The 15,194-nt window shown below is 72.5% G+C and carries 12 protein-coding genes; 5 read left to right on the top strand and 7 right to left on the bottom strand.

What is annotated here, in order from left to right:
• Positions 1 to 5: 5 nt before the first annotated feature.
• Complete coding sequence (locus tag ACFWYM_RS30610; RefSeq protein WP_384844487.1) at positions 6 to 1,595, top strand: phosphodiester glycosidase family protein; 1,590 nt, start codon at positions 6 to 8, stop codon at positions 1,593 to 1,595.
• Positions 1,596 to 1,781: 186 nt separating this feature from the next.
• Complete coding sequence (locus ACFWYM_RS30605) at positions 1,782 to 2,516, top strand: PIG-L deacetylase family protein (RefSeq protein ID WP_384844484.1); 735 nt, start codon at positions 1,782 to 1,784, stop codon at positions 2,514 to 2,516.
• Positions 2,517 to 2,605: 89 nt separating this feature from the next.
• On the opposite strand, the gene ACFWYM_RS30600 is transcribed toward ACFWYM_RS30605, so the two are convergent.
• The 5 genes from ACFWYM_RS30600 to ACFWYM_RS30580 form a co-directional block, all read right to left on the bottom strand.
• On the bottom strand, positions 2,606 to 4,738 hold the full coding sequence (locus tag ACFWYM_RS30600; RefSeq protein WP_384844481.1) for a 3-hydroxyacyl-CoA dehydrogenase NAD-binding domain-containing protein: 2,133 nt from the start codon (positions 4,736 to 4,738) through the stop codon (positions 2,606 to 2,608).
• Positions 4,735 to 5,961: a thiolase family protein gene (locus ACFWYM_RS30595; RefSeq protein ID WP_384844478.1), complete on the bottom strand. Its 1,227-nt coding sequence runs from the start codon at positions 5,959 to 5,961 to the stop codon at positions 4,735 to 4,737. Before ACFWYM_RS30595 ends, ACFWYM_RS30600 begins: the two co-directional genes overlap by 4 nt.
• Before the next feature lie 254 nt (positions 5,962 to 6,215).
• On the bottom strand, positions 6,216 to 7,493 hold the full coding sequence (locus tag ACFWYM_RS30590; protein WP_384844475.1) for an HRDC domain-containing protein: 1,278 nt from the start codon (positions 7,491 to 7,493) through the stop codon (positions 6,216 to 6,218).
• A gap of 78 nt (positions 7,494 to 7,571) precedes the next feature.
• Positions 7,572 to 8,234 carry a response regulator transcription factor gene (locus ACFWYM_RS30585; protein ID WP_030687574.1) on the bottom strand — a complete coding sequence of 221 codons (663 nt, stop codon included), beginning with the start codon at positions 8,232 to 8,234 and terminating at the stop codon, positions 7,572 to 7,574.
• Between the two features lie 211 nt (positions 8,235 to 8,445).
• A complete protein-coding gene (locus tag ACFWYM_RS30580; RefSeq protein ID WP_384844472.1) occupies positions 8,446 to 9,114 on the bottom strand; it encodes a DUF3000 domain-containing protein in 669 nt (222 codons plus the stop codon).
• Between the two features lie 85 nt (positions 9,115 to 9,199).
• Between ACFWYM_RS30580 and hemE the strand changes: the two genes are divergently transcribed.
• Positions 9,200 to 10,273 (top strand): uroporphyrinogen decarboxylase, encoded by a 1,074-nt coding sequence (gene hemE / locus ACFWYM_RS30575; RefSeq protein WP_384844469.1) that lies wholly within the window; start codon positions 9,200 to 9,202, stop codon positions 10,271 to 10,273.
• 27 nt (positions 10,274 to 10,300) lie between these two features.
• Here the strand turns inward: hemE and ACFWYM_RS30570 are convergent, their stop codons facing one another.
• Complete coding sequence (locus ACFWYM_RS30570) at positions 10,301 to 11,686, bottom strand: FAD-dependent oxidoreductase (protein ID WP_384844466.1); 1,386 nt, start codon at positions 11,684 to 11,686, stop codon at positions 10,301 to 10,303.
• Positions 11,687 to 11,715: 29 nt separating this feature from the next.
• Complete coding sequence (locus tag ACFWYM_RS30565) at positions 11,716 to 12,726, bottom strand: DUF4349 domain-containing protein (RefSeq protein ID WP_384844463.1); 1,011 nt, start codon at positions 12,724 to 12,726, stop codon at positions 11,716 to 11,718.
• Between the two features lie 158 nt (positions 12,727 to 12,884).
• On the opposite strand from ACFWYM_RS30565, the gene hemG reads away from it, so the two are divergent.
• Positions 12,885 to 14,429 (top strand): protoporphyrinogen oxidase, encoded by a 1,545-nt coding sequence (gene hemG / locus ACFWYM_RS30560; RefSeq protein WP_384844460.1) that lies wholly within the window; start codon positions 12,885 to 12,887, stop codon positions 14,427 to 14,429.
• A 4-nt stretch (positions 14,430 to 14,433) separates the two neighbouring features.
• Complete coding sequence (gene hemQ, locus ACFWYM_RS30555; RefSeq protein ID WP_384844457.1) at positions 14,434 to 15,153, top strand: hydrogen peroxide-dependent heme synthase; 720 nt, start codon at positions 14,434 to 14,436, stop codon at positions 15,151 to 15,153.
• The last annotated feature ends 41 nt before the right edge of the window (positions 15,154 to 15,194 follow it).

Here is a 15,194-nt window from a genome sequence, read left to right as displayed (position 1 = left end):
GGCGAGTGCTGAAGGCTCTCGGGCTCGGTGCCGCGGTGACGCCGCTGCTGCTGCGCGGAGGCCGCTGGCTGCCGCCGCCCGCGGGGGAGTTGCCGCTCGGCCCCGCGGGCCTCACCACCCGCGAGGGACCGGTCCAGGAGGTCGCACCCGGCGTCGTCCTGCGCTCCTTCACGCGCGGGCACGCCTCCGGCCACTGGACGGTCGCGGTGCACACCGGGGACACCCTGCTCGCGCCGGACGCCGATGCCGCCGACGCCACTGCGGCCGGGCTGCACCGGCAGGGCTTCCCCGCGCGGGTACGGGAGCGCGTGGCGCCTCAGTCCGCTGACGCGCGCGGCGGGACCGTCGGCTACGACGTCTGGTCGGGCTCCTACGCGGCCCGCGCCGACGCCGAACGGGCGCTGCGGCGCCTGGAGTCGGCGGGCGCCGCGGCCGAGCTCACCCACACCGCGGCCGTGGGCACCGCGTCCACCGGCCCCTGGAGCGTGTGCGTCGTCGAGGCACAGCCCTGGGCGGCTGTCCGGGCCCGGAACCTCGGCAGCGGGAACATGGCCGTCGCCCGGACGGTACGGGAGCTGGCCCACGACCACGACGCGCTCGCCGCGGTGAACGCCGCGTACTTCGACATCCGTACGAACGCGCAGTTCGGCGGGTACGAAGGCGATCCGCTCGGCATCCTCATGGACCGGGGCAGACTGCTCAGCGAGGCGAACAACGGCAGGACGGCCGTGCTGTTCGGGGCCGGCCCAGCGGACACCCGGATCGCCGAACTGAGCACCGACTGCGCCGTGTTCACGCCCGACGGGCGGCGGTACCCCATCGGCGGGATCAACCGCGTGCCGGGGCGGATCCTCGGCTGCGGCTCCGCTGGGGGCCGCTCCCCGGTCGAGGGCGCCGACCCGAGTCAGCCGCAGAACTTCGTGCTCTGCACGGACCCGGACGACCTGGTCCTCTTCGACGACGCCTGGGGCACCCGCACGCCACGCGTGGCGGACGACGCCGTCGAGGTGGTCCTCGGCACCGATGGCACCGTCCGCGAGCAGCGCGTCCCGGCAGGCGGCCCAGTGCCCTCCGGCGGCCGCGTCCTGAGCGGTATCGGCGCCGCCGCCCGCCGGCTGCGCGAGATCGCGCCGACCGGTACGCGGCTCACCGTGACCACCGGAGTACGCGACGCCCGGGGCCCCGTGGCGGTCGGCCCCGACACCTCGATCGTGGCGGGCGGCCCGGCACTGCTGCGGCACGGGGACACCTGGATCAACACCCGGGCCAATGGCATGGTCGTCCCGGCCACCGGCGGCCCTTCGACGGTGCTCACCGAGCGCCTGCCGCGCACCGCCGTGGGCACGGCCCCCGACGGGCGGCTCGTCCTGGTGGCCGTCGACGGGCGCAGCCCCGGCCACTCCGTCGGTGCCACGCTCCATGAACTCGCCGGTGTCCTGCGGTGGTTGGGCGCCACGGACGCGCTCGCCCTGGACGGCGGGGGATCCACCACGATGATCGCCGACGGTGAGCTGGTCAACCGCCCGACCGGTGACTGGGGCGGCGAAGTCGGCGAACGCGAGGTGGCCACGGCCCTCGCACTCACAAAGACGTGACGGACGAAACTCCGGGGAATTCGAAGAAGTAATTACCGGAATTGGTGAGGGGAGTTGGGAAAGGTTCAGGGACTTTGGTCCCGAATTCACTGAGTCTTTCGCCTCCGAAACCTTTCAAAGAGCTGTGTAAGGTGAACGCTGATGTTTTTCAATGAAGTAGGGGAAATCGGCGACAGCACCGGGGAGATGGACGGAATGTTGTACAGCGTGGACGCGCCGGAGATCGACCGCGATCCGTCGGCTCCCGCGCGCAGCGGCCGCACCGTTCTCGCCGTCGGCGCCCACCCCGACGACATCGAGCTCGGCTGCGCCGCCACCCTGCGCGCGCACGTCCTCGCGGGCGACCGCGTCGTCATGCTCGTCCTCACCGACGGCTGCAACGGCCCCGGCGCGGGCGCCGCACTGCGCCGCGCCGAGCAGCAGCTCGCGGCCCGCAGCATCGGCGCCGAGCTGCGCTGGGGCGGCTTCCGCGACGGCGAGCTGGGCGACGGCCTGGAGACCATCCGTACGATCGAGGGCGTCCTCAAGGAGACCGGCGCGACCACCGTGTACACGCACGGCCACGACGACACCCACCAGGACCACCGGGCCGCCTCGCGCGCCGTCGCCTCGGCGGCCCGCCACGCGGAGCGGCTGCTCTTCTTCGAGTCGCCCTCGTCCGTGAACTTCCAGCCGCAGCTCTACATCGACGTGAGCGGCTGCGCCGAGACGAAGCTCCAGTCGCTGCGCGCGCACGCCTCGCAGGTCTCCGGGAGCCGCAAGGTGGACCTGCGGGCGGTGGACGCGCTGCTGCGCGTACGGGGCTTCCAGTCCGGCGTCGAGGAGGCCGAGGGCTTCCGGGTGCGGCGCTTCGTGTACGACCCGCGCGCCGACGCCCGCCTCCCGCTGGCCGCCGAGGCGGAAGCCTCCGTGCTCGCCTAGGGCCCTGATCGGGGCGAGCCCTCAACGCCGTTGCCCGGCACACCAGTCGGTGTGCCGGGCAACGTTCGTACGGAAGGGGCGAGGAAGCGTTACGCCGGGACGCTCGCCACGCCCTGCGCCAGGAACCGCTTCCCGTTGACCCGCTCGGACACGCCCGCGCGGTCCAGGTACGGCGTGACGCCGCCCAGGTGGAAGGGCCAGCCCGCGCCGGTGATCAGGCAGAGGTCGATGTCCTGCGCCTCGGCGACGACACTCTCCTCCAGCATGAGCCCGATCTCCTGCGCGACGGCGTCCAGGACGCGGTCGCGGGTCTGCTCCTCGGTGAGGACGACGTCGCCCTGCTTCAGCAGCGCCGCCACCTCCGGGTCGAGCTCCGGCTTGCCGCTGTCGTAGACGTAGAAGCCGCGCTTGCCCGCCTCCACGACCGCCTTCAGGTTCGGGGAGACCGTGAAGCGGTCCGGGAAGGCGCCGTGCAGCGTCTCCGAGACGTGCAGGCCGATGGCCGGGCCGACCAGCTCGAGCAGCACCAGCGGCGACATCGGCAGACCGAGCGGCTCGACGGCCTTCTCGGCGACCTCGACCGGGGTGCCCTCGTCGATGACGTTCTGGATCTCGCCCATGAAGCGGGTGAGGATGCGGTTGACCACGAACGCGGGCGCGTCCTTGACCAGCACAGCCGTCTTCTTCAGCTTCTTGGCGACGCCGAACGCCGTGGCGAGGGACGCCTCGTCGGTCTGCTCGCCGCGCACGATCTCCAGGAGCGGCAGGATCGCGACCGGGTTGAAGAAGTGGAAGCCGACGACCCGCTCCGGGTGCTTCAGCTTCGACGCCATCTCGGTCACCGACAGCGAGGAGGTGTTGGTGGCGAGGATCGCGTGCGCCGGGGCGACCGCCTCGACCTCCGCGAACACCTGCTGCTTGACGCCGATCTCCTCGAAGACGGCCTCGATGATGAAGTCCGCGTCCGAGAAGCCCTCGGCTTTGTCGAGGACACCGGTGACCAGCGCCTTCAGACGGTTGGCCTTGTCCTGGTTGACGCGCCCCTTGAGCAGGAGCTTGTCGATCTCCTCGTGGACGTAGCCGACGCCCTTGTCCACGCGGGCCTGGTCGATGTCCGTGAGGACGACCGGGACCTCGAGGCGGCGCAGGAAGAGGAGGGCCAGCTGCGAGGCCATCAGACCGGCGCCGACGACGCCGACCTTCGTGACCGGGCGCGCCAGGTCCTTGCTCGGCGCACCGGCCGGGCGCTTGGCGCGCTTCTGGACCAGGTTGAACGAGTAGATGCCGGCGCGGAGTTCGCCGCCCATGATCAGGTCGGCGAGGGCGAGGTCCTCGGCGGCGAACCCGGCCTCCAGGTCACCGTCCTTGGCGGCGGCGATGATGTCGAGCGCGCGGTAGGCGGCCGGGGCCGCGCCGTGCACCTTCGAGTCGGCGATGGCCTTGCCGCGCGCGACGGCGGCGTCCCACGCCTCACCGCGGTCGACCTCGGGGCGCTCGACCGTGACGGAGCCCTTGAGGACGGACGCGGTCCAGAGCAGCGACTGCTCCAGGAAGTCCGCGCCCTCGAAGATCGCGTCCGCGATGCCGAGTTCGAAGACCTGCTTGCCCTTGAGCTGACGGTTCTGGTTGAGCGAGTTCTCGATGATGACCGAAACCGCACGGTCCGCGCCGATCAGGTTCGGCAGCAGCGCACAGCCGCCCCAGCCCGGCACGAGGCCCAGGAAGACCTCGGGCAGCGAGAACGCGGGCAGCGCCTTCGACACCGTCCGGTACGCGCAGTGCAGACCGACCTCGACGCCACCGCCCATGGCGGCACCGTTGTAGTAGGCGAAGGTCGGCACGGCGAGCCCCGAAAGCCGCTTGAAGACGTCGTGCCCGCCCTTGCCGATGGCGAGCGCGTCCTCGTGCTTCTTCAGGATCTCGACGCCCTTGAGGTCGGCGCCGACGGCGAAGATGAAGGGCTTGCCGGTGATGCCGACACCGACGATGGTGCCCTCGGCCGCCTCCTTCTCGACCTGGTCGATCGCGGCGTTGAGGTTCGCGAGCGAGCCGGGCCCGAAGGTGGTGGGCTTCGTGTGGTCGAAGCCGTTGTCAAGCGTGATGAGCGCGAACCGGCCCGCCCCGTACGGGAGATCGAGGTGACGCACCTGCGCGGACGTCACGACCTCGTCGGGAAACAGCTCAGCCGCACCCTTCAACAACTCAGTGGTGGTGGTGCTCACTTGTCGCCTCCGGCGTCCTTGTGGTGCGGGTTCTCCCAGATGACCGTGGCGCCCATGCCGAAGCCGACGCACATGGTGGTGAGGCCGTAGCGGACCTCGGGCTGCTCCTCGAACTGCCGCGCCAGCTGCGTCATCAGGCGCACACCGGAGGACGCGAGCGGGTGGCCGAACGCGATGGCGCCGCCGTACTGGTTGACGCGCGCGTCGTCGTCGGCGATCCCGTAGTGCTCCAGGAAGGCGAGCACCTGAACCGCGAACGCCTCATTGATCTCGAAGAGGTTGATGTCCTCGATCGAGAGCCCCGCCTTGGCGAGCGCCTTCTCGGTCGCGGGGATCGGGCCGTAGCCCATGACCTCGGGCTCCACACCGGCGAAGGCGTAGGACACGAGCCGCATCTTCACCGGGAGGTTGTTCTCGCGGGCGAAGTCCTCGGAGGCGATGATCGAGGCGGTGGCACCGTCGTTGAGACCGGCGGCGTTGCCGGCGGTGACGCGCCCGTGCGTACGGAACGGCGTCTTCAGCCCGGCGAGGCTCTCCAGCGTGGTCCCCGGCCGCATCGGCTCGTCGGCCGTCGCGAGACCCCAACCGGTCTCGCCCACCTCGGCGTTGGTGTTGCGGATCGAGATCGGCACCAGGTCCTGCTGGATCTTGCCGTTGGCGTACGCCTTCGCGGCCTTCTCCTGCGAGCGCACCGCGTACTCGTCGGCACGCTGCTTGGTGATGCTCGGGTAGCGGTCGTGCAGGTTCTCGGCGGTCATGCCCATGAACAGGGCGGACTCGTCGACGAGCTTCTCGCTCACGAACCGCGGGTTCGGGTCGACGCCCTCACCCATGGGGTGACGGCCCATGTGCTCGACACCACCGGCGATGACGGCGTCGTACGCACCGAAGGCGATGGAACCGGCGGTGGAGGTGACGGCGGTCAGCGCACCGGCACACATCCGGTCGATGGAGTAGCCCGGCACGGACTGCGGCAGGCCCGCGAGGATGCCCGCCGTCCGCCCCAGAGTCAGCCCCTGGTCACCGATCTGCGTGGTCGCGGCGATGGCGACCTCGTCGATCTGCTTCGGGTCGAGGTCCGGGTTGCGGCGCAGCAGCTCCCGGATGGCCTTCACGACGAGGTCGTCGGCCCGGGTCTCGTGGTAGATGCCCTTCGGGCCCGCCTTGCCGAACGGGGTGCGGACGCCGTCGACGAAGACGACGTCCCTGACGGTACGAGGCACGATGGCTCTCCTCCAGGGTGCGGGTGCGCTGCGCCTTCGGCGCGCTTCCTGGAGTCATGCTACTTGTCGGTAACTAAACGGCCAAGGGGCACCCACCAGAGGCGAACGTCACACTTGGCCCCTGCCGTGCCGGTGATGGCACCCCCCTGCGGGCAGGCGTGCCGCACGGCGGCTCCCGACCCACGGAGAGGGCACTCCGTGCAGGGGCAGGCCGAGCCGCACGGGGCACCGGCCGAAGGCGGTGCCCCTGCCCGTCAGCTCAGCGCAGCGGTGAGTACCGGCGCCACCTGTTCGATCTGCCACCGCCGGGCCCCGTGGCCGGCCAGTGCCTCCGCGACCGACTCGGGGGTCGCGGGAGCCGGCGGCTCCCAGCACACCCGCCGCACCGTGTCCGGCGTGATCAGGTTCTCCTGCGGCATGTTCAGCTGCTCGGCGAGCGCCGAGACCGCCGTGCGCGCGGCCGAGAGACGCGACGCGGCCGCCGGGTCGCGGTCCGCCCAGGACCGCGGCGGCGGCGGACCGCTCACCGCCTGCCCCGGCTGCGGGAGTTCGGCGTCGGGCAGCGCCTTGGCCCGGTCCACCGCGGCCTGCCACTGCTCGAGCTGACGGCGCCCCATGCGGTGCCCGAAGCCGGAGAGCCCGGCGAGCGCGTGCACGTTGGGCGGCAGCGAGAGCGCGGCCTCGACGATCGCGCCGTCGCTGAGCACCTTGCCGGGCGAGACGTCCCGGCGCTGGGCGACCTTGTCCCGGGCGGTCCACAGCTCCCGTACGACCGCCATCTGCCGTCGCCGCCGGACCTTGTGCATGCCCGAGGTGCGGCGCCAGGGGTCCTTGCGGGGCGGGGCGGGCGGCGCCGAGGCGATCGCGTCGAACTCCTGCAGCGCCCAGTCGAGCTTGCCCTGCCGGTCGAGCTCCTTCTCCAGGGCGTCCCGCAGGTCGACGAGCAGCTCGACGTCGAGCGCCGCGTACCGCAGCCAGGGCTCGGGCAGCGGCCGGGTCGACCAGTCGACGGCGGAGTGCCCCTTCTCCAGCACATAGCCGAGCACGCTCTCGACCATCGCGCCGAGACCGACCCGCGGGAACCCGGCGAGGCGCCCGGCGAGCTCGGTGTCGAAGATGCGGCTGGGCACCATGCCTATCTCGCGCAGGCAGGGCAGGTCCTGGGTGGCGGCGTGCAGCACCCACTCCACACCGCCGATGGCCTCGCCGAGCCCGGACAGGTCGGGGCAGGCGACGGGGTCGATCAGCGCGCTGCCGGCCCCCTCGCGGCGCAGCTGCACCAGGTAGGCGCGCTGGCCGTAGCGGTAACCGGAGGCACGCTCGGCGTCGACGGCGACGGGGCCCGTGCCCGCGGCGAAGGCGGCGATCACTTCGGCGAGCGCGGAGTCGTCCGCGATCACCGGAGGGATGCCGTCACGAGGCTCGAGCAACGGGATCGGCGCCGCTTCGGGAGCGAGTCCGTCGTCGTCCGGAGGAGCGCCTCCGGTGGTTCGCAGTGAACTGTCTGCTGCGGTCTCTTGGGCGTCGGTCACCTGTCAAGGGTATAGGTGTATGCACGGCGCCCGTCGACGGAACGTTCCGTCGACGGGCGCGCGAGGGCTGTAAATCGGTCAGTGGATGATTCCGGTGCGCAGCGCCACCGCCACCATCCCGGCCCGGTCGCCCGTGCCGAGCTTGCGCGCGATGCGGGCGAGGTGGCTCTTCACGGTGAGGGCCGAGAGCCCCATGGAGACGCCGATCGCCTTGTTCGACTGCCCCTCGGCGACGAGGCGCAGCACCTCGACCTCACGGCCCGACAGCTCGCGGTAGCCGCCCGGGTGGCTCGGGGCACCCGGGGGGCGGCGGTGCATGCGGGCCGCGGCCGAGCCGATGGGGGCGGCGCCGGGGCGGGTGGGGAGACCGACGTTCGTACGGGTGCCGGTGACGACGTAGCCCTTGACGCCGCCCGCGAGGGCGTTGCGCACGGCGCCGATGTCGTCGGCGGCGGAGAGGGCGAGCCCGTTGGGCCAGCCCGCGGCGCGGGTTTCGGAGAGGAGGGTCAGGCCGGAGCCGTCGGGGAGGTGGACGTCTGCGACGCAGATGTCCCGGGGGTTGCCGATGCGGGGACGAGCCTCCGCGATCGACGAAGCCTCGATGACGTCGCGCACACCGAGCGCCCACAGATGGCGGGTGACGGTGGAGCGGACGCGGGGGTCGGCCACGACGACCATGGCGGTCGGCTTGTTCGGGCGGTAGGCGACCAGGCTTGCGGGCTGCTCGAGGAGAACGGACACCAGGCCTCCTGGGGTGCGGGACGGGGACCGGCTCTGGGGATGAAGCCGGGACGAACCGTGCTTTCAAGGTCACAGACGTCTTCGGCACCAAACGCGCCCGCCTTTAGAGAATGATCACGATTTGGTGAGTAACAATTGGGGCGATTCGGTCACGTGATCGATCATCCGAAGATCGAACCGAGTGGCGGGCGTGGATTTCACCCGCCCCGGGTCACGGTGTGTGCGGGCCCCTGCGCTGGGGCAGCGAGACCACCGAGCCGTCCGCCGGGCCCGCGGGCGGCAGGCCCGCGATCTGGCAGAGCAGGTCGCACCACGCGGCGAGGTGCGCCGCCGTGTCCGGCACGCCGCCCGCGCCCTCGCGCGGGGTCCAGGACGCGCGGATCTCGATCTGGGAGGCGGCCGGCCGCTCGCTCATGCCGCCGAAGTAGTGCGAACTCGCGCGCGTGACCGTGCCGCTGGGCTCGCCGCAGCTCAGGCCGCGGGCCTGCAGGGCGCCGGTCAGCCAGGACCAGCAGACCTCGGGGAGCAGCGGGTCGGCGGCCATCTCCGGCTCCAGCTCCGCCCGCACCAGGGTCACCAGACGGAACGTGCCGCGCCAGGCGTCGTGCCCGGCCGGGTCGTGCAGCAGGACCAGGCGGCCGTCCGCGAGGTCCTCGTCGCCGTCGACGACCGCCGCCTCCAGGGCGTACGCGTGCGGGGCGAGCCGCTGGGGCGCGCGGGTCGGGTCGATCTCGATCTCCGGCCGCAGCCTCGCTCCGCGCAGTGCGTCGACCGCAGCGCGAAACGGCACAGGAGTCGAATCCGCCACCTTCGTCCCTGACCCTTCCGTCTCGTCCATCTCTCCAGCGCCGTCCGACTGTTGTCCCAGAACCGCAGCCATGCGGGGAAGATTAAGGGGAACGGCGGCTTCGTGCAGGGAGAGACACCCGTGCGGGGGGACCTGGAGGGCGTGGCAGACTTTCGGGGTGACCGCCAACAGCCCGACGGGCCCGCAGAACGCAGTGACGCACGACGTCAAGGAATCAGCCTTCCTCAAGGCGTGCCGGCGCGAGCCCGTGCCGCACACGCCGGTCTGGTTCATGCGGCAGGCAGGGCGCTCCCTCCCCGAGTACCGCAAGGTCCGCGAGGGCACCGCGATGCTGGAGTCCTGCATGCGGCCCGAGCTGGTCACGGAGATCACGCTGCAGCCGGTGCGGCGGCACAAGGTGGACGCCGCGATCTACTTCAGCGACATCGTCGTCCCGCTGAAGGCCATCGGCATCGACCTCGACATCAAGCCGGGCGTCGGGCCGGTCGTCGCGAACCCGATCCGCTCGCGCGCCGACCTCGCTCAGCTGCGGGACCTCACGCCGGACGACGTCTCCTATGTCACCGAGGCCATCGGGATGCTCACCGGTGAGCTCGGGTCGACGCCGCTCATCGGCTTCGCGGGCGCGCCTTTCACTCTCGCGAGCTACCTCGTCGAGGGCGGTCCGAGCCGTAACCACGAGCACACCAAGGCCCTGATGTACGGGGACCCGCAGCTCTGGGCCGATCTGCTCGACCGGCTCGCGGAGATCACCGCCGCCTTCCTCAAGGTGCAGATCGAGGCGGGCGCCAGCGCCGTGCAGCTCTTCGACTCGTGGGTGGGCGCCCTCGCTCCCGCCGACTACCGGCGGTCCGTCATGCCCGCGTCGGCCAAGGTGTTCGACGCCGTGGCCGGGTACGGGGTGCCGCGGATCCACTTCGGTGTCGGCACCGGTGAGCTGCTCGGGCTCATGGGCGAGGCGGGCGCGGACGTCGTCGGCGTGGACTGGCGGGTGCCGATGGACGAGGCGGCCCGCCGCGTCGGACCCGGCAAGGCGCTGCAGGGCAACCTCGACCCGGCGGTCCTCTTCTCCACGCCCGGGGCCGTCGAGGAGAAGGCCCAGGAGGTGCTCGACGCCGCCGCCGGTCTCGAGGGGCACGTCTTCAACCTCGGCCACGGCGTCCTGCCGACCACCGACCCGGACGCCTTGACCCGTCTCGTGGAGTACGTGCACACGCGCACCGCGCGCTGAGCCGAGGCCCGGCGCGGGGCGGCGGGCTCAGGAGCCCGCCGCCCGCACCGCCGACACCGCCTTGCGCGCGGCCACCAGGACCGGGTCCCACACGGGTGAGAACGGCGGTGCGTACCCGAGGTCCAGGGCCGTCATCTGCTCCACCGTCATGCGCGCCGTCAGCGCCACCGCCGCGATGTCGACCCGCTTCGCCGCCCCCTCGCGGCCCACGATCTGCACCCCGAGCAGCCGTCCCGTCCGGCGCTCGGCGAGCATCTTCACCGTCATCAGGGCCGCCCCCGGGTAGTAGCCGGCGCGGCTCGTCGACTCGATGGTGACCTTCTCGAAGCGCAGGCCCGCCGCGTGCGCGTCCTTCTCGCGCAGACCGGTGCGGGCGATCTCCAGGGAGCAGACCTTGCTCACCGCCGTGCCCACGACGCCCGGGAACGTCCCGTAGTCGCCACCCACGTTGGCCCCGATGATCTGGCCGTGCTTGTTCGCGTGCGTGCCGAGCGCGATGTGGCGCTCGCGGCCCGAGACCAGGTCGAGCACCTCCACGCAGTCGCCGCCCGCCCAGATGTCGTCGTAGCCGCGCACGCGCATCGCCAAGTCCGTGAGCAGACCGCCGTGTTCCCCCAGGGGCAGGCTCGCCGCACGCGCGAGCGAGGTCTCCGGGCGTACGCCGATGCCGAGCACCACCACGTCCGCCGGGTACTCGGCGTCCTCCGTGGCCACCGCGCGGACGCGGCCGTCCTCGCCGGTGAGGATCTTCGTCACCTCGGCGTCGTTCACCATCGCGATGCCCATGCCCGACATCGCCTCGTGGACCAGGCGGCCCATGTCCGGGTCGAGCGTGGACATCGGCTGCGCGCCGCGGTTGACGACCGTGACCTCATAGCCGCGGCTGACCAGGGCCTCGGCCATCTCCACGCCGATATAGCCCGCGCCGACGACCACGGCCCGGCGGCCCGTCGTCCGGGACAGGGTGTCGAGCAGGGCCTGGCCGTCGTCCAGGGTCTGCACGCCGTGCACGCCCGGGGCGTCGATGCCGGGCAGCTGCGGGCGGACCGGGCGGGCGCCGGTGGCGATGACGAGCTTGTCGTACGCCGTCCACTCCTCGGCGCCCGTCTCCAGGTCCCGGCTGCGCACCCGGCGCCCGGCCGGGTCGAGCTCCACGACCTCCGTGCGCATCCGCAGGTCGATGGCGCGGGCCCGGTGCTCCTCGGGCGTGCGCGCGATCAGCTGGTCCCGCTCCGGGACGTCGCCCCCCACCCAGTACGGGATGCCGCAGGCCGAGAACGAGCTGAAGTGCCCGCGCTCGAACGCGACGATCTCCAGCTCCTCGGGGCTCTTCAGCCTGCGGGCCTGGGACGCGGCGGACATCCCCGCCGCGTCGCCACCGACGACCACCAACCGTTCCAGTGCAGCGCTCATGAGGACACGCTACGGCGCGGCACCGACAGTCACTTCTCCGGAGCCTGCGAAGTCGCGGGCGCTTCGGGCGCATTGGGGTCCGCGGCCTCCCCGGCGGGCCCCGCCGCGGGCTGCGGACGGCGCGCCAGGCGCGGGCCCGCGAACCGCCGCCACGTCACCACCAGGAGCGCCGCGAGCGCCGCGAACGGCAGCACCGCGCCGAGCGCCACGGCCAGCCAGCGCAGCATCGCGAGGAACGCGCCCCAGCCGCCCGACAGCGCGTCCACGAACGTCGGGTCGTCGTCCTCCACCCCGTCCGCCGGTGCGGACGTCTCGCGCAGCGTGAGCGTGATCGTGGCCATGGTGGTGCGGTCCTTCAGCGCGTCCCGCTGGGCGAGCAGCGCCTCCAGGTCGGCCTGACGGGTGCTCAACTCGCCCTCCAGGGACACCACGTCGCTCAGCTTGGTGGCCTGGTCCATCAGCTCCCGCACCCGTGCGACGCTCGCCCGCTGCGACTTCACGCGGCTCTCCACGTCCACGACCTGGTCGCTGACGTCCTGCGCCTTCGCGGTGCGGCTGAGGAGCTTCCCGGTGCCCTGGAGGTCGGCGAGGACCTCCTTGTACGCGTCCTGCGGGACGCGCAGGACGACGCGGGAGCGCTCGTGGCCGCGGGAGTCGCGGTCCGTGGACTCGTCGCCCACGAAGCCGCCCGCGCCCTCGGCCGCCGTGCGCGCCTCGTCCAGGGCCTTCGGGACGTCCTTGACGCGGACGGTCAGGTGCGCGGTCCGGATGACGTGCGCGCCCAGCACCTTCGGGGGTTGGCGCGCACCGCTCTTGTCCGCGCCGCCGTCGGCCCCCGTCCCGTCGGCCGCGCCCGTCCCCTGGTCCTGGTCCTGGTCCTGGTCCGCCGCGCCGCCCTCCGGGGCCGCCGGCCTGCCGCCCCTGCCGGCGCTCTTGGCATCGTCGTCGCCGCCCGTCCCGCCGCACCCCGCGAGGGCGAGCGCGACGGCGAGCAGAATGCCCGCGCCCCAGCGGGCGGAACGGTGCCTGGACGTCCTCATCGCATGCATCTCGCCGTACTCCCCGAGGTCATGAAGTGGGTGCTGCCGTTTGCTCCTTCGACGCCGGGGGAGGGCGGTTCGATGGTCGCCGAGCGGTCCCGATGGGGTCACGTTCGGGACTCGTCGGCGGTCCGCGCGCGGTCTGAGAGAGTGGAGGCATGCGCGAAACGGACACTCGTACGAGCCCCGCGGGGCGGCCCCACGTCGTCGTCATCGGAGGCGGGATCGCCGGTCTCGCCGCCGCGCACCGATTGCTCGGCACCGGGGCCCGGGTGACCGTCCTGGAGGCGTCCGGGCGGCTCGGCGGCAAGCTGCACGCGGGCGAGATCGAGGGCGTACGGGTCGACCTGGGCGCCGAGTCGATGCTGGCCCGCCGCCCCGAGGCGGTCGCCCTGGCCCGCGAGGTGGGTCTCGCCGACCGGCTGCAGGCCCCGGCCACCGCGACCGCCGCGATCTGGACCCGCGGCGCCCTGCGCCCCATGCCGAAGGGCCACGTCATGGGCGTGCCCGGCGACGCCTCCGCCCTCTCCGGAGTCCTCTCCGACGAGGGCCTGCACCGCATCGAGCGGGACCGCGAGCTGCCGCCCACCGAGGTCGGCGACGACGTCGCGGTCGGCGAGTACGTGGCCGCCCGCCTCGGCCGCGAGGTCGTCGACCGGCTCGTGGAGCCGCTCCTCGGCGGGGTCTACGCCGGGGACGCGTACCGCATCTCGATGCGCTCGGCCGTGCCCCAGCTCTTCGAAGCGGCCCGCACCCACGACTCCCTCACGGAGGGCGTCCGCGAGATCCAGGCCCGCGCGGCGAAGAACCAGCAGACCGGGCCCGTCTTCATGGGCATCGAGGGCGGCGTCGGCCAACTCCCGCTCGCGGTCGCGGAGTCACTCCGCGCGCGGGGCGCGGAGGTTCTCACGGGCATGCCCGTGACGGGGCTGCGCCGCGCCCCGCTGGGGGCGCGGGGAACCGCGCAACCGGCCGAGACGGGCCTGCAGTCCGCGGCCGGGGCGGAGTCCCCTGGCGCCGTCGAACAGTGGCACGTCGTAGCAGGGAACAAGACCTTCGAGGCCGACGCCGTCGTCGTGGCTCTGCCCGCCGGGGCAGCGGCGGACCTGTTGACGGCAACTGCCCCCGCCGCCGCGCAGGAGCTCCGCACCGTCGAGTACGCCTCCATGGCGCTGATGACCCTCGCGTACAAGAGGAGCGACATCCGCCTCCCCGAAGGCAGCGGTTTCCTCGTCCCGCCCATCGACGGGCACACCATCAAGGCGTCCACCTTCGCCTCCCAGAAGTGGGGCTGGATCGCCGACGAGGACCCGGACCTGCTCGTCCTGCGCGCCTCGGTCGGCCGCTACGGGGACACCAAGGACCTGGAGCGCGAGGACGCCGAGCTCGTCGACGTCTCGCGGCACGACCTGCGCGCGGCGGTCGGCCTGGACGCCGCCCCGGTCGCCGCCCTCGTCACCCGCTGGACCGACGGTCTGCCCCAGTACCCCGTCGGCCACCACGCGCGCGTGGCCCGCATCCGCGAGCACGTCGCCCGGGTGCCGGGGCTCGCGGTCTGCGGAGCGGCGTACGACGGGGTGGGCATCCCGGCCTGCATCGCCGGGGCCTACGCCGCCGTGGATGACCTGGGCGGGGACCGTGCCGGGATGGATCAGCTGAGCGAGAACCCGGTGCAGAGTCTGCACGGCGGCGCGGGACAATAGCCCCATGACTGACGACGCTCCCGCCAAGACCCCCAACGCCGGCAAGAAGGCCAAGGACCTCAACGAGGTCATCCGCTACACGCTGTGGTCCGTCTTCAAGCTGCGCGACGTGCTCCCCGAGGACCGCACCGGCTTCGCCGACGAGGTCCAGGAGCTCTTCGACCAGCTCGCCGCCAAGGACATCACCGTGCGCGGCACGTACGACGTGTCGGGTCTGCGCGCCGACGCCGACGTCATGATCTGGTGGCACGCCGAGACCGCGGACGAGCTCCAGGAGGCGTACAACCTCTTCCGCCGCACCAAGCTCGGCCGCGCCCTGGAGCCGGTCTGGTCGAACATGGCGCTGCACCGCCCCGCCGAGTTCAACAAGTCGCACATCCCGGCCTTCCTGGCCGACGAGACGCCGCGCAACTACGTCTCGGTCTACCCCTTCGTGCGCTCCTACGACTGGTACCTGCTGCCCGACGAGGACCGCCGCCGCATGCTCAAGGACCACGGCATGATGGCCCGCGGCTACCCGGACGTGCGCGCCAACACGGTCGCGTCGTTCTCCCTCGGCGACTACGAGTGGCTGCTCGCCTTCGAGGCCGACGAGCTGTACCGCATCGTCGACCTGATGCGTCACCTGCGCGGCTCCGAGGCCCGCATGCACGTCCGTGAAGAGGTGCCGTTCTACACGGGCCGCCGCAAGAGCGTGGCGGACCTGGTGGCCGGGCTGGCCTAGCGTCCGGCTTCACCGGTGCCGATCTGTCGAACGTGCTGAAC

The organism is Streptomyces sp. NPDC059009 (assembly GCF_042740175.1).
Taxonomy (GTDB): domain Bacteria; phylum Actinomycetota; class Actinomycetes; order Streptomycetales; family Streptomycetaceae; genus Streptomyces.
Note: the sequence above shows the minus strand (reverse complement) of the source record. Positions and strands in the feature narration are given on the sequence as shown.